Source organism: Curtobacterium sp. RM9 (genome assembly GCF_054956955.1).
In genome coordinates this window covers 1,928,124-1,941,851 of record NZ_CM143271.1, presented here as the reverse complement: position 1 = coordinate 1,941,851, position 13,728 = coordinate 1,928,124, and the positions used below count along the sequence as shown (strand labels likewise).

Sequence of the window (13,728 nt, the reverse complement as noted above, 5' to 3'; positions counted from 1 at the left end):
GGGGGAGGGCACGCCCGCCCGCATCGCTGTACCGGCCGGACGGGCGGTCCGGGTGCGTGTCCCGGCGACCTCGGCGAACCTCGGCCCGGGGTTCGACTCGCTGGGGCTCGCGCTCTCGCTCTACGACGAGGTGGTCGTCCGCGTCCGCCCAGAACCCGGCGCCGTCGTCACGGTCGAGGGTGTCGGGGCGGGCGAGGTCGCCACCGACGACGACAACCTCGTCGTCCGTGCGGTGCGGCGCGGCCTCGAGCACGCCGGCGTCGCCGACCAGCCCGGGCTCGAGCTGCACGCCGTGAACGCCATCCCGCACGGCCGTGGCATGGGGTCCTCCGCGGCGGCGATCGTCGCCGGCCTGATGGCGGCCCGCGGTCTCCTCGACGGCGTCGTCGACCTCGACGCCACGACGCTGCTCGCGCTCGCGACCGAGATGGAAGGGCACCCGGACAACGTCGCCCCGGCGCTCTTCGGTGGCCTGACGATCGCGTGGATGACCGCGGACGGCCCGGCGTACAAGCGGCTCCTCGTGCACCGCGGCGTCTCGCCCGTGGTGTTCGTGCCGACGTCGACGCTCTCGACCAAGCTCGCACGCTCCCTGCAGCCGGCGAGCGTCCCGCACGAGGACGCCGCGTTCAACGTCTCCCGTTCGGCCCTGCTGGTCGCCGCGCTCATCCAGAGCCCGGAGCTGCTGCTCGCCGCGACCGAGGACCGACTGCACCAGGCGTACCGGGCGAGTGCGATGCCGGAGACGGACGCGCTCATCGGGCTGCTGCGGCAGGAGGGTCTCGCGGCCGTCGTGTCCGGTGCCGGTCCGAGCCTCCTCGTGCTCGGCAGCGACCCGGCGCAGCGGTTGACCGCCGCGGAGCTGGTGTCGCGACACGGTGTCTCCGACTGGCGGGCGCTCATGCTGGCCGTCGACCTCGGTGGTGCTACAGTGGTGCCGCACTCGGCGCTCCAAGCCGAACCCGCGTAGGCACCAGGAACGATCCTCGCCACGCAGGGTCCGGTGCGCGGGGGCACTCTCTTCCTGATCACCGATCCCGGTCCGTCGTCTGAACGGCGGTCGTCGCACTCCCATGCGTCCGGGACGGTGGAAAATCTCCGCGTTCTGCGGTTCGAAAGGAATCACCCACCTTGACGAACGTCAACGACTCCACCCCGGTGGAGATCCCCAGCGACCTGCGCGCCCTCCGTCTCCCGGAGCTCCAGCGCATCGCCTCCGCCCTCGGCATCACCGGGCTCTCGAAGCTCCGCAAGGGCGACCTCATCGCGTCGATCGAGGACAAGCGTCCCGCCGTCGACGAGACCCCGGCTGCCGAGGCGCCCGCCGCCGAGGCGCCCGCCGCCGAGGCACCGACCGCCGAGGCGCCGGTGGTCGAGCAGCCCACGCTCGCCACGCCGGCGACGTCCCCGGCCGCCGACGCCGCGCCCGAGCAGGCCGAGCCCGAGCAGGAGCAGCCGTCGCGTGGCCGTCGTTCCCGCCGTGCGTCGTCCGGCGGCACCGTCAGCGCGGCGCCGACCTCGGCCGCCGAGCACACCAACCACGGGCACACCGGCACCGAGGACCTCCTCGCCGGGCTCGACCAGGTCCGCGCCGAGAAGGACGCGCAGGAGGCCGCGCAGTCCGGTCAGCGCCGCGGTCGTGGGAAGCAGAACGGCCAGCAGCAGAACGGCCAGCAGCAGGACGAGGCCCAGCAGGCCGGCGGTCAGGACGAGCAGCAGGAGCGGTCCGACGCGACCGAGCAGCAGTCCGGGCAGGACGCGCAGGCCGAGAACGGCGACCAGGGCGACCAGCAGGGCGAGAACGGTTCGCGTCGCGGTCGTCGCAGCCGTGGTCGTGGCCGCGGTCGTGGGCAGAACGCCGAGAACGGCGAGCAGCAGGCCGAGCAGGGCGAGCAGAAGCAGGGCCAGCAGCAGAACGGCCAGCAGCAGAACGCGCAGCAGAAGCAGGACGCCGACCAGAAGCAGGGCCAGCAGCAGAACGGCCAGCAGCAGAAGCAGAACGGCCAGCAGAAGCAGCAGAACGGCCAGCAGCAGAACGCGCAGCAGAACGTCCAGCAGGGCGGCCAGCAGCCCGCCGACGACGCCGAGGGCAGCCGCAGCCGTCGTCAGCGCGACCGCAAGCGCGGTCGTGGCGGCCAGAACGACGAGTTCGAGCCGGAGATCACCGAGGACGACGTCCTGATCCCGATCGCGGGCATCCTCGACGTCCTCGACAACTACGCCTTCGTCCGGACCACCGGCTACCTCCCGGGCCCGAGCGACGTCTACGTCTCGCTCGGTCAGGTGAAGAAGTACCACCTCCGCAAGGGAGACGCCGTCGTCGGCGCGATCAAGCAGCCGCGCGACAACGAGCAGCAGAGCCGCCAGAAGTACAACGCACTCGTCAAGGTGGACTCGGTCAACGGCCAGACCGCCGACGAGGCCGCCGCGCGCGTCGACTTCCAGGACCTCACGCCGCTGTACCCGAACGAGCGCCTGCGCCTCGAGACCGAGCCGCAGAAGCTCTCGACGCGGATCATCGACCTCGTGTCGCCGATCGGCAAGGGCCAGCGCGGCCTCATCGTGTCGCCGCCGAAGGCCGGCAAGACCGTCGTGCTGCAGGCCATCGCGAACGCGATCGCGAAGAACAACCCGGAGGCGCACCTCATGGTCGTCCTCGTCGACGAGCGGCCCGAAGAGGTCACCGACATGCAGCGCTCGGTGAAGGGCGAGGTCATCGCCTCGACCTTCGACCGTCCCGCCGAGGACCACACGACGGTCGCCGAGCTCGCCATCGAGCGTGCGAAGCGCCTCGTCGAGCTGGGCCACGACGTCGTCGTGCTGCTCGACTCGATCACCCGTCTCGGCCGCGCCTACAACCTGGCGACGCCGGCCTCGGGCCGCGTGCTCTCCGGCGGCGTGGACTCGGCGGCGCTCTACCCGCCGAAGCGCTTCTTCGGCGCGGCGCGCAACATCGAGGACGGCGGCTCGCTGACCATCCTCGCGACCGCGCTCGTCGAGACCGGTTCGAAGATGGACGAGGTGATCTTCGAGGAGTTCAAGGGCACCGGCAACATGGAGCTCCGCCTCAACCGCCACCTGGCGGACAAGCGGATCTTCCCGGCCGTCGACGTCAACGCCTCCGGCACCCGTCGCGAGGAGCAGCTGCTCTCCGCCGACGAGGTCAAGATCACGTGGCGTCTGCGTCGTGCCCTCGCCGGGCTCGACCCGCAGCAGGCGCTCGAGATCGTGCTGCGGAACCTCAAGGAGACGCAGTCGAACGTCGAGTTCCTGGTCCAGGTGCAGAAGTCGGTCCCGACGACCGGCGGGCACCACAACGGCCACCAGGAGTAACGCGTGTTCGAGTCGGTGGCGGGGCTGCTGGCGGAGCACGAGGACCTGACGCACCAGCTGTCGGACCCCGCGCTGCACGCCGATCCGGCCCGTGCGAAGAAGGTCAACCGGCGCTACGCCGAGCTCAGCCAGATCAAGGCCGCGTACGAGTCCTGGCAGGCGGCGGGGGACGACCTCGCCGCCGCCCAGGAACTCGCGCGCGAGGACGAGGCGTTCGCGGACGAGGTCCCCGGGCTCGAGGAGCAGCTCGCGGAGCGCCAGGAGCGGCTCCGTCGGCTCCTCATCCCGCGGGACCCGGACGACGGTCGTGACGTCATCATGGAGATCAAGGGCGGCGAGGGCGGTGAGGAGTCGGCCCTGTTCGCGGCCGACCTCCTGCGCATGTACTCGCACTACGCCGAGTCGAAGGGCTGGAAGGTCGAGCTCCTCGAACGCACCGAGAGCGACCTCGGCGGCTACAAGGACGTGCAGGTCGCGATCAAGTCGAACGCGACCGACCCCTCGCAGGGCGTCTGGGCGCACCTGAAGTACGAGGGCGGCGTGCACCGCGTGCAGCGCGTGCCGCAGACCGAGTCGCAGGGGCGCATCCACACGTCGACGACGGGTGTCCTCGTCTTCCCCGAGGTCGACGAGCCCGAAGAGGTCCAGATCAACCAGAACGACCTCAAGATCGACGTGTACCGGTCGTCCGGCCCCGGCGGGCAGTCCGTCAACACGACGGACTCCGCGGTCCGCATCACCCACCTGCCCACCGGCATCACGGTGGCGATGCAGAACGAGAAGTCGCAGCTGCAGAACCGCGAGGCCGGCATGCGCGTCCTCCGCGCCCGCATCCTCGCGCGCCAGCAGGAGGAGCTCGACGCCATCGCCTCGGACGCGCGCAAGTCGCAGATCCGCGGCATGGACCGTTCCGAGCGCATCCGCACGTACAACTTCCCGGAGAACCGCATCGCGGACCACCGCACCGGGTACAAGGCGTACGACCTGGACCGCGTGATGAACGGGGCGCTCGAGCCGGTCATCGAGTCGGCCATCCGCGCCGACGAAGAAGCCCGACTGGCCGCCATCGGCGACCAGGACGCCTGATCACCGCCCGGGAGGCACGGATCACCTCCGACGGTCGACCCACGTCCGCAGCGGATCGCCTCCTCGACGAGGCGACCGCTGCGCTGGTCGCGCGCGGCGTCCCCACCCCTCGGGTGGACGCCGAGCTGCTGCTCGCCTGGGCGACCGACACCTCGCGTGGTGCCGTGCAGGCCCGTGCGCTGACCGGGGGAGCGATCGCCGCCGAGCACGTCGAGCGCTTCCGGCACGCCGTCGCGCGTCGCGTCACGCGTGAGCCGCTGCAGCACATCACGGGGGAGGCGCACTTCCGGATGCTGACCCTGGCCGTCGGACCCGGCGTGTTCGTCCCGCGACCGGAGACCGAGGGCGTCGTCCAGTTCGGCATCGACGCGCTCCGGGCGGTGGCGGTGCCGCAGCCGATCGCCGTCGACCTCGGATCGGGCAGCGGCGCGATCGCGATCGCGATGGACACCGAGGTGTCGAACGCGCTGGTCTACGCCGTCGAGCGGTCGCCCGATGCGCTCCCGTGGACCCAGCGCAACGTCGAGGCCCACGGCGGGACGGTCCGGCTCGTCGAGGGCGACCTCGCGGACGCGCTGCCCGAGCTCGACGGCACCGTGTCGGTCGTCGTGTCGAACCCGCCGTACGTGCCGGACGACATGGTGCCCGTGGACCCCGAGGTCCGCGACCACGATCCGGCGCTCGCGCTGTACGGGGGAGCGGACGGCCTCGACGCCGTGCGGGCCCTCACGGAGACGGCCTGGCGCCTGCTCGTGCCGGGCGGGCTGCTCGTCATCGAGCACGCCGAGCAGCAGGGCGCCGGCGTGCGCGACGTGCTCGCGCGGCGGGGGTTCCGGTCCCCGGAGACGCACGTCGACCTGACCGGACGCGACCGCACGACCACCGCGACCCGCTAGGCGGACGCGCCCCGCGCCTCCAGACCGGTGACCGGTCAGCCGTCCTCAGACGACGGCGGCCGTCTGCGCGGCGACGAAGGCGAGCACCTCGGCGCGTAGGTCCGTGTGCTCCTCGACGAGCACCGCGTGGATGCCGACGCTCCGCGCGCCCTCGACGTTGACGGGCATGTCGTCCGCGAAGAACGTGCGCTCGGCCGGCACGCCGTGGTGCGCGACCGCGCGCTCGAACACCTCGGGCTCGGGCTTCCGCGCGCCGAAGTTGCTCGTCGTGTCGAGGTGCTCGCCGAACAGCGGTGGCAGTGACGGGGCCCACCGCGCGATCCAACGGCCGGCGAGCGGGCCGTTGTTCGTGAGCAGGCCGACGCGGCCGTGCTCGGCCGCGGCGCGCACGGCGTCGATCCGGTCGGGCAGTTCGGTCATCGCCGCACCGCGGATCCGGGCCCAGTCGTCCTCGGGCACCTCGCACCCCATCGCCTCCGCGAAGGCGGCGAGGTAGGCGTCCCCGTCCGCGAAGTGGCCGGCCTCGGCGCGCTGCTCCTGCCCGCAGTCCCACCAGCGGCGCCGGAGCTCGGTGAAGTCGTGTCCGGTCAGGTCGGCGAGCGCGGCCATGCGGACCTGCCAGTCGTACCGGACCAGGACCTCGTCCATGTCGAAGAGGAAGAGGAGTCGGGGCGCAGGCGTCTCGTTCACGATGTCCACCATTGTGTCGCACTATCATCGTCGAGTCATGGCATCCCGATACGACTGCACCGACTCCGACGGGCTCCTGACCGGGATGCGGCTCGCACGTGCCGCACTCGGACGCGGGGAGCTCGTCGTCGTCCCCACCGACACCGTCTACGGCGTCGCCGCGGACGCCTTCAGCGCGGCCGCGGTGCAGCGCCTCCTCGACGCGAAGGGCCGCACCCGCCAGTCGCCGCCGCCGGTCCTCATCCCCGGTCCGCCGACGCTCGAGGCGCTCGCGAGCGACGTGCCGCAGGCGGTGCGCGACCTGGTCGCCGAGTTCTGGCCCGGCGGGCTGACCGTGATCCTCCGCGCGCAGCCGTCGCTCGACTGGGACCTCGGCGAGACCCGGGGGACCGTGGCGCTCCGGATGCCGGACTCGCGCATCGCGCTCGAACTGCTGCAGGAGGTCGGGCCGCTCGCGGTGTCCTCGGCCAACACCACGGGTGACCCGGCCGCGATGGACGCCGACCAGGCCGAGGCCATGCTCGGGGACAGCGTCTCGGTCTACCTCGACGGCGGCGCGATCGACGTGCACGACGGCTTCGCGGCCTCGACCGGGTCGACCATCGTCGACGCGACCGGGTTGTCCGACGGCGGGAAGCTCCGGATCGTCCGGCACGGTGTGATCCCCGACGACGAGATCGCACGGGTCGTCGGAGCCGACCTGATCGCGTGAAGTACTACCTGCTCGCGGGCGCCATCGCCGCGGTCGTGAGCTTCTGCTGCAGCTGGCTCGTCTGGAAGGCCGGCCTGCGGTACGGCTGGTACCCGAAGGTCCGTGAGCGCGACGTCCACCGGACGCCCACGCCGCGCCTGGGCGGCATCGCCATGTACATCGGTGTCATCGTGTCGCTGCTCGCGGCGTGGTTCCTCTTCCCGTCGATCGCCGGCACCGACTACTTCCGCCTGGTGTTCAGCGAGCCCGGGCGAGTGCTGGCGGTGCTCGGCGGCGCGACGATCATCGTGGTGCTCGGCGTCGCGGACGACATCTGGGACCTCGACTGGATGACGAAGCTCGCAGGGCAGATCATCGCGGCGGGCATCCTCGCGTGGCAGGGGGTGGCGATCGTCTCGCTGCCGATCGGCAACACGCTCGGCGTCGGCTCCTCCTACATGAGCCTGATCTTCACCGTGCTGGCGGTGGTGCTCGTGATGAACGCGGTCAACTTCATCGACGGGCTCGACGGCCTCGTCGCCGGTGTGGCGATCATCGCGGGCGGCGTGTTCTTCCTCTACACGTTCTTCATCAACCGCGTGGTCGTGCAGACCGAGTTCTTCTTCAACCTGCCGTCCCTGCTCACCGCGGTGCTCGTCGGCGCGTGCTTCGGGTTCCTCATCCTGAACTGGCACCCGGCGAAGTTGTTCATGGGCGACGCCGGCGCGCTGCTCGTCGGCTTCCTGATGGCCACGAGTGCCGTCTCGGTCACGGGCAACATCGACCCGGCAGCCGTGCAGAGCCGGACGGCACTGCTGCCGGCCTTCATCCCGATCCTGCTGCCGTTCGCGATCCTCATCGTGCCGATCCTGGACTTCGGGCTGGCGGTCACCCGTCGTCTCAGCGCGGGCAAGTCGCCGTTCTCCGCCGACCGCAAGCACCTGCACCACCGTCTGCTCGACATGGGGCACTCGCACTTCCACGCGGTGCTCATCTTCTACGCCTGGACGGCCACCGTGGCGTTCGGCTGCCTGCTGTTCCTCTTCGTGGACTGGTGGTGGGTCGTCGCCTTCGTCTCGGTCGGCTTCGCCGTCTGCGCGGTGGCCACCTTCGCCCCACTGGGCCGCAAGCGCGCGGAGTTCGCCGCGCAGACCGCGACCCGCTCGACCACCGTCGTCGACGCCAGCCTCGACCCGCTCGACCGGGCGGCCAACGACCGAACGATCCCTGGAGACCCCTCGTGACCGCACCGAACGCGCTCGACCACGTCCGGCCGGTGTTCCGCCGCATCCTCGTCTGGGCCGGTGTCCTCGCCGTGGCCCTCGCCGTCGTCGGGGGAGTCGTCGGGCTGCTCGTCGCCGGCACCCCCGGACTCGCCGGAGGGCTGCTCGGGGCCGTGCTGAGCGTCGTCTTCCTCGGGCTCACCGCGCTCTCCGTCCTCGTCGCGCTCCGGGTGTCCAAGGGCCAGATGATCTCCGGGGCCTTCTTCGGCATCGTGATGGGCACCTGGATCCTGAAGTTCGTGCTGTTCCTCGTGGTGCTCCTGCTCCTGCGCGACCGCACCTGGATCGACTTCCCGGTCCTGGCGATCGTGATCATCGTCGGGGTCGTCGGCTCGCTCGTGATCGACGTCGTCGCGGTGGCCAAGGCGCGGATCCCGATCGGGGTCTCACTGCCCGGGGACGGCGGCCCGTCCGCGCCGGGCGGCTCCGGCGCCCCTGGGAACGACACCCCCCGCCCCTGAGAGCCCGAGAAGCCTCTCGCACCTGATAGGCTTCTGGTCGTCCGCGTCCGGAGCCTCAGCTCGGAGCGGGCGAGCCTCCACAACGTCCACCATCGCGTGCCATGCGTGCGCGCGCCGACACAGGAGACAGCGCTGCTATCCCACGCTCTTCCCCTGTCCCTCACCGCTGCGGGTAACCCCGTCGCGGCGGGGAGCAGCCAGGCCGCCGAGTTCCATGGTCCGTCGATCAACGAGTTCTTCCCGGACGCGATCTTCTTCGCGGGGACGCCCATCGAGATCGACCGACTCGTCATCATCCGGTTCGTCGCCGTCGCGGTCCTGCTGCTGATCGGCATCATCGGGACCCGTTCGCTCAAGCTCGTCCCCGGTCGTGGCCAGGCGCTCGTCGAGTACGCCTTCGACGTCGTCCGCCGGAACACCTTCGACAACCTGGGGGAGAAGGACGGCAAGCGGTTCCTGCCGATCCTCGCCACGATCTTCTTCTCCGTGCTGTTCCTGAACCTCACCGGTCTCATCCCGGGGTTCAACCTGCAGGGCACCAGCCGCATCGCCTACCCGATGATCCTCGCGATCGTCGCGTACGTCGCGTTCATCTACGCCGGTCTGCGGAAGCACCCGGGCGCCTTCCTCCGGAACGCCCTCTTCCCGCCCGGCGTGCCGTGGCCGCTCTACATCATCGTGACGCCGATCGAGCTCGTCTCGACCTTCGTGCTCCGTCCGGTGACGCTGACGCTGCGACTCCTGATGAACATGGTCGTCGGCCACCTGCTGCTCGTCCTGTTCTTCGCTGCCACGCAGTTCTTCTTCTTCGACAGCGAAGGCCTGTTCAAGCTCTTCGGCGTCGGGACGCTCGCGTTCGGCATCGCGTTCAGCTTCTTCGAGATCCTGGTCGCGCTGCTGCAGGCCTACGTCTTCATGCTGCTGACCGCTGTGTACATCCAGCTCGCGCTGGCTGACGAGCACTGACCAACGACCTGTACTGACCCCCATTACGGCACGGCACCAGCCGGGCCGCACTCGAAAGGAAAACACGTGGACGCAACGACCGTTCTCGCGGAGATCAACGGCAACATCGCGACGGTGGGCTACGGCCTCGCAGCGATCGGTCCGGCCATCGGCGTGGGCATCGTCGTCGGCAAGACGATCGAGTCCGTCGCTCGCCAGCCGGAGCTCCAGGGCCGTCTGACGACCCTCATGTACATCGGTATCGCCTTCACCGAGGCCCTGGCCTTCATCGGCATCGCCACGTACTTCATCTTCACCGGCAACTAAGGGTCCTCGATGCCGAACGCACTCATCATCGCGGCCGAGGAGACGCACAGTCCCCTCGTTCCGCCGCTGTACGACATCGTGTGGTCCGCGGTGGCGTTCATCGTCATCCTGCTGGTCTTCTGGCGGGTCATCATCCCCCGGATCACGAAGATGCTCGACGAGCGCACCGAGGCCATCGAAGGTGGCATCAAGAAGGCGGAGGCTGCTCAAGAGCAGGCCGCCGCTGCGCTCGACGAGTACAACAAGCAGCTCGCCGAGGCGCGCGCCGAGGCGTCGCGCATCCGTGAGCAGGCCCGTGCGGACGCCACTGCGATCGGCAACGAGGTCCGCGAGCAGGCGTCGGCCGATGCAGCACGCATCACCGCCAACGCCCAGGCGCAGATCGAGGCCGAGCGTCAGAGCGCGCTCCAGTCGCTCCGCAGCGAGGTGGGCACCCTCGCCCTCGACCTCGCTTCCGGCGTGATCGGGGAGTCCCTGAAGGACGACGCGAAGTCGGCTGCGGTCGTCGACCGCTTCCTCGCCGACCTCGAGGCCTCGCAGGGCCAGTCGGCCGCCGGGGAGCGCTGAGCATGCGCAGCGCCACCAGGGAAGCACTCGCGTCGACGCGTGCGGTCCTCGCCGACCTCGGCGAGTCCGTCACGCTCGACACGGGTGTGGAGATCCTCGCCGCAGGGCGTGCGATCGCCGGGGCGCCCCAGCTGCTCGGTCTGCTCGCAGACCCGACGGCGGACGTCGTCGGCAAGAAGGCGGTCCTCGACCGCGTCTTCGCCGGACAGTCCAACGAGACGCGTGCGGTCCTGACCGCGGTGGCCGGCTCCCGCTGGTCGTCGCAGTCCGACCTGCTCGCGGGCATCGAGGACGCGGGTATCCGCGCCGTCGCCCGCACCGCGTCGGGGGAGACGTCGATCGAAGCCGAGTCGTTCTCCTTCGAGACCGCCGTCCGTTCGGACGCGGCGCTCGAACTGGCGCTGGGCACCAAGCTCGGCAGCCCGTCGGAGAAGGGCGCGCTCGTGCAGCGCCTCGTCGGTGCGAAGGTCTCGCCGCAGACCACCGCGATCCTGCAGCACCTCGTGCAGCAGCCGCGCGGTCGTCGCATCGGTGAGATCGTCCGCGATGCCTCGCGCATCGTGGCCGACCAGGCCGGGAAGGTCGTCGCGACGGTCTTCACCGCCACGCCGCTCTCGGACGGCCAGGCGGCTCGTGTCGCCCGGAGCATCGCGGAGCGTTACGGCAAGGACGTCAGCGTGAACCGAGTCGTCGACCCCGCGGTCGTCGGCGGGGTCCGCGTGCAGGTCGGTGGCGACGTCATCGACGGCACGGTGTCCACACGCCTGTCGGAGCTCCGGCTCCAGCTCGCCGGCTGAGCGTACCGTCGAAGCCGACTCCACCAAGTCCACAACGGGAACTGCCCCTCACGAGGCAGCATCACCCTCTCGGAGCCGAAGGGCCCCGGAAAACCACAAGGAAAATCCCATGGCAGACATCACCATCAGCCCCGATGAGATCCGTGATGCCCTGAAGGACTTCGTCTCGAACTACGAGCCGACGAAGGCCTCCACGGCCGAGGTCGGGCACGTCACCGACGCGGGCGACGGCATCGCGCACGTCGAGGGCCTCCCCGGCGTCATGGCGAACGAGCTCATCCGCTTCGAGGACGGGACCCTCGGTCTCGCGCAGAACCTCGACGAGGACGAGATCGGCGCCATCGTGCTCGGCGAGTTCGCCGGCATCGAAGAGGGCCAGGAAGTCACCCGCACCGGCGAGGTCCTCTCGGCCCCGGTCGGCGACGGCTTCCTCGGCCGCGTGGTCGACCCGCTCGGCAACCCGATCGACGGTCTCGGCGAGATCGCAGCGGAGGGCCGTCGTGCCCTCGAGCTCCAGGCTCCGGGCGTCATGTCCCGCAAGTCGGTCCACGAGCCGCTGCAGACCGGCATCAAGGCCATCGACGCCATGATCCCCGTCGGCCGTGGTCAGCGTCAGCTGATCATCGGTGACCGCCAGACCGGCAAGACGGCGATCGCGATCGACACGATCATCAACCAGAAGGCCAACTGGGAGTCGGGCGACACCGACAAGCAGGTCCGCTGCATCTACGTCGCCATCGGCCAGAAGGGCTCCACGATCGCCTCCGTCAAGGGTGCGCTCGAGGACGCCGGCGCGATGGAGTACACCACCATCGTCGCCGCCCCGGCTTCCGACCCCGCCGGCTTCAAGTACCTCGCTCCGTACACCGGTTCGGCCATCGGCCAGCACTGGATGTACGGCGGCAAGCACGTCCTGATCATCTTCGACGACCTGTCGAAGCAGGCCGAGGCCTACCGTGCGGTGTCGCTCCTCCTGCGTCGTCCGCCGGGCCGCGAGGCCTACCCGGGTGACGTCTTCTACCTGCACTCCCGTCTGCTGGAGCGTTGCGCGAAGCTGTCCGACGAGCTCGGCGCCGGTTCGATGACGGGTCTCCCGATCATCGAGACCAAGGCGAACGACGTCTCGGCGTACATCCCGACCAACGTGATCTCGATCACCGACGGCCAGATCTTCCTGCAGTCGGACCTGTTCAACGCGAACCAGCGTCCCGCCGTGGACGTCGGCATCTCGGTGTCCCGCGTCGGCGGTGACGCGCAGGTCAAGTCGATCAAGAAGGTCTCCGGCACGCTCAAGCTCGAGCTCGCGCAGTACCGCTCGCTCGAGGCGTTCGCGATGTTCGCGTCCGACCTCGACCAGGCGTCGCGTCGTCAGCTCGACCGTGGTGCGCGTCTGACCGAGCTCCTCAAGCAGCCGCAGTACTCGCCGTACCCGGTCGAGGAGCAGGTCGTCTCGATCTGGGCCGGCACGAACGGCAAGCTCGACGAGGTGCCCGTCTCCGACGTGCTCCGCTTCGAGTCGGAGCTGCTCGAGCACCTCCGCCGCAACTCGGACGTGCTGACCACCCTGCGTGAGACCAACCAGCTCAGCGACGACACCGTCGCCGCGATGGACCGCGAGATCGACGCCTTCAAGAAGGGCTTCCAGACGAGCGACGGCAAGACGCTCGGCTCGGAGTCGTTCGACGCGGCGGACGCCGAGGACGTCGACCAGGAGCAGATCGTCAAGGGTCGGCGCTAGATGGCGGCACAGGTCCGGGTCTACCGACAGCGCATCAAGTCGGCGAAGACCACGAAGAAGGTCACCCGCGCGATGGAGCTGATCTCGGCGTCGCGGATCCAGAAGGCACAGGCGCGCATGGCCGCGTCCGGTCCGTACTCGCGGGCCGTGACGCGGGCCGTGTCGGCCGTGGCGACGTTCTCGAACGTCGACCACGTGCTGACCACCGAGCCCGAGTCCTCGACCCGCGCGGCCGTCGTGCTGTTCACCTCGGACCGCGGCCTGAACGGCGCGTTCAGCTCGAACGTCCTCAAGCAGGGTGAGGAGCTCGCCTCCCTGCTCCGCAGCGAGGGCAAGGACGTCGTGTTCTACCTGGTCGGTCGGAAGGCCGTCGGGTACTTCACGTTCCGTGAGCGCGACTCCGAGCGCCAGTGGATCGGCGGCACCGACCAGCCCGAGTTCTCGACGGCGAAGGAGATCGGCGACGCGGTCGTGTCGAAGTTCCTCCAGGACACGGCCGAGGGTGGTGTGGACGAGATCCACATCGTCTTCAACCGCTTCCTCAGCCTCGCGACGCAGGAGCCCCAGGTCGTGCGCCTCCTCCCGCTCGAGGTCGTCGAGGGTGTGGACGAGCCGACGAGCGGCGAGCCCCTCCCGCTGTACGAGTTCGAGCCGGACGCCGACGCGGTGCTCGACGCGCTGCTCCCGGTGTACATCGAGAGCCGCATCTTCAACGCCATGCTGCAGTCGGCTGCTTCCGAGCACGCCGCCCGTCAGAAGGCCATGAAGTCCGCGAGCGACAACGCCGACTCGCTGATCAGTGAGTTCACCCGGCTCGCGAACAACGCGCGTCAGGCCGAGATCACCCAGCAGATCTCCGAGATCGTCGGCGGCGCCGACGCCCTCTCGTCGAAGAAGAAGTAGTGGTCCGCGAA

14 protein-coding genes are annotated in these 13,728 nt (G+C 70.0%); 13 read left to right on the top strand and 1 reads right to left on the bottom strand.

The annotated features are described in order from the left end of the window. The first annotated feature begins 22 nt into the window (after positions 1-22). From thrB to prmC, 4 genes are all read left to right on the top strand, one after another. Positions 23-970, top strand: a complete 948-nt coding sequence (thrB, locus tag ACY3FI_RS09195) for a homoserine kinase (protein ID WP_462550340.1) — start codon at positions 23-25, stop codon at positions 968-970. 161 nt (positions 971-1,131) lie between these two features. Continuing rightward, positions 1,132-3,333 carry a transcription termination factor Rho gene (rho, locus tag ACY3FI_RS09190; RefSeq protein WP_462547224.1) on the top strand — a complete coding sequence of 734 codons (2,202 nt, stop codon included), beginning with the start codon at positions 1,132-1,134 and terminating at the stop codon, positions 3,331-3,333. A 3-nt stretch (positions 3,334-3,336) separates the two neighbouring features. Next, positions 3,337-4,419, top strand: a complete 1,083-nt coding sequence (gene prfA, locus ACY3FI_RS09185) for a peptide chain release factor 1 (protein WP_462547223.1) — start codon at positions 3,337-3,339, stop codon at positions 4,417-4,419. A 20-nt stretch (positions 4,420-4,439) separates the two neighbouring features. Further along, positions 4,440-5,315: a peptide chain release factor N(5)-glutamine methyltransferase gene (gene prmC, locus ACY3FI_RS09180; protein ID WP_462550339.1), complete on the top strand. Its 876-nt coding sequence runs from the start codon at positions 4,440-4,442 to the stop codon at positions 5,313-5,315. A gap of 45 nt (positions 5,316-5,360) precedes the next feature. On the opposite strand, the gene ACY3FI_RS09175 is transcribed toward prmC, so the two are convergent. Next, positions 5,361-6,005, bottom strand: a complete 645-nt coding sequence (locus ACY3FI_RS09175) for an HAD family hydrolase (RefSeq protein ID WP_462547222.1) — start codon at positions 6,003-6,005, stop codon at positions 5,361-5,363. Between the two features lie 37 nt (positions 6,006-6,042). Here ACY3FI_RS09175 and ACY3FI_RS09170 point away from each other — a divergent pair, with 37 nt between their 5' ends. The 9 genes from ACY3FI_RS09170 (at position 6,043) to ACY3FI_RS09130 (ending at position 13,717) form a co-directional block, all read left to right on the top strand. Further along, positions 6,043-6,717 (top strand): L-threonylcarbamoyladenylate synthase, encoded by a 675-nt coding sequence (locus ACY3FI_RS09170; RefSeq protein ID WP_462547221.1) that lies wholly within the window; start codon positions 6,043-6,045, stop codon positions 6,715-6,717. Further along, on the top strand, positions 6,714-7,940 hold the full coding sequence (locus tag ACY3FI_RS09165; protein WP_462547220.1) for an MraY family glycosyltransferase: 1,227 nt from the start codon (positions 6,714-6,716) through the stop codon (positions 7,938-7,940). The genes ACY3FI_RS09170 and ACY3FI_RS09165 overlap by 4 nt, the downstream gene beginning before the upstream one ends. Continuing rightward, a complete protein-coding gene (locus tag ACY3FI_RS09160) occupies positions 7,937-8,440 on the top strand; it encodes a Cg1360 family ATP-synthase-associated protein (RefSeq protein ID WP_462547219.1) in 504 nt (167 codons plus the stop codon). Before ACY3FI_RS09165 ends, ACY3FI_RS09160 begins: the two co-directional genes overlap by 4 nt. Before the next feature lie 105 nt (positions 8,441-8,545). Further along, complete coding sequence (gene atpB, locus ACY3FI_RS09155) at positions 8,546-9,406, top strand: F0F1 ATP synthase subunit A (RefSeq protein WP_462547218.1); 861 nt, start codon at positions 8,546-8,548, stop codon at positions 9,404-9,406. Positions 9,407-9,472: 66 nt separating this feature from the next. Beyond that, positions 9,473-9,712, top strand: coding sequence for an ATP synthase F0 subunit C (atpE, locus tag ACY3FI_RS09150; protein WP_462547217.1), 240 nt, complete (start codon positions 9,473-9,475; stop codon positions 9,710-9,712). A gap of 9 nt (positions 9,713-9,721) precedes the next feature. Then, the gene (locus tag ACY3FI_RS09145) at positions 9,722-10,279 is read left to right on the top strand and encodes a F0F1 ATP synthase subunit B (protein WP_462547216.1); all 558 of its coding nucleotides are present in this window, start codon (positions 9,722-9,724) and stop codon (positions 10,277-10,279) included. A gap of 2 nt (positions 10,280-10,281) precedes the next feature. After that, entirely contained in the window at positions 10,282-11,076 is a 795-nt protein-coding gene (locus tag ACY3FI_RS09140; protein ID WP_462547215.1) for a F0F1 ATP synthase subunit delta, read from the top strand. 109 nt (positions 11,077-11,185) lie between these two features. Next, positions 11,186-12,814 carry a F0F1 ATP synthase subunit alpha gene (atpA, locus tag ACY3FI_RS09135; protein WP_462547214.1) on the top strand — a complete coding sequence of 543 codons (1,629 nt, stop codon included), beginning with the start codon at positions 11,186-11,188 and terminating at the stop codon, positions 12,812-12,814. Continuing rightward, complete coding sequence (locus ACY3FI_RS09130; protein ID WP_462547213.1) at positions 12,815-13,717, top strand: F0F1 ATP synthase subunit gamma; 903 nt, start codon at positions 12,815-12,817, stop codon at positions 13,715-13,717. It abuts the gene before it with no gap. Positions 13,718-13,728 lie beyond the last annotated feature (11 nt).

Coding starts and splice junctions, on each gene's coding strand:
- ACY3FI_RS09170 (WP_462547221.1), top strand. CDS start 6,043: ATGGCATCCCGATACGACTGCACCGACTCCGACGGGCTCCTGACCGGG.
- ACY3FI_RS09145 (WP_462547216.1), top strand. CDS start 9,722: ATGCCGAACGCACTCATCATCGCGGCCGAGGAGACGCACAGTCCCCTC.
- ACY3FI_RS09140 (WP_462547215.1), top strand. CDS start 10,282: ATGCGCAGCGCCACCAGGGAAGCACTCGCGTCGACGCGTGCGGTCCTC.
- atpA (WP_462547214.1), top strand. CDS start 11,186: ATGGCAGACATCACCATCAGCCCCGATGAGATCCGTGATGCCCTGAAG.
- ACY3FI_RS09130 (WP_462547213.1), top strand. CDS start 12,815: ATGGCGGCACAGGTCCGGGTCTACCGACAGCGCATCAAGTCGGCGAAG.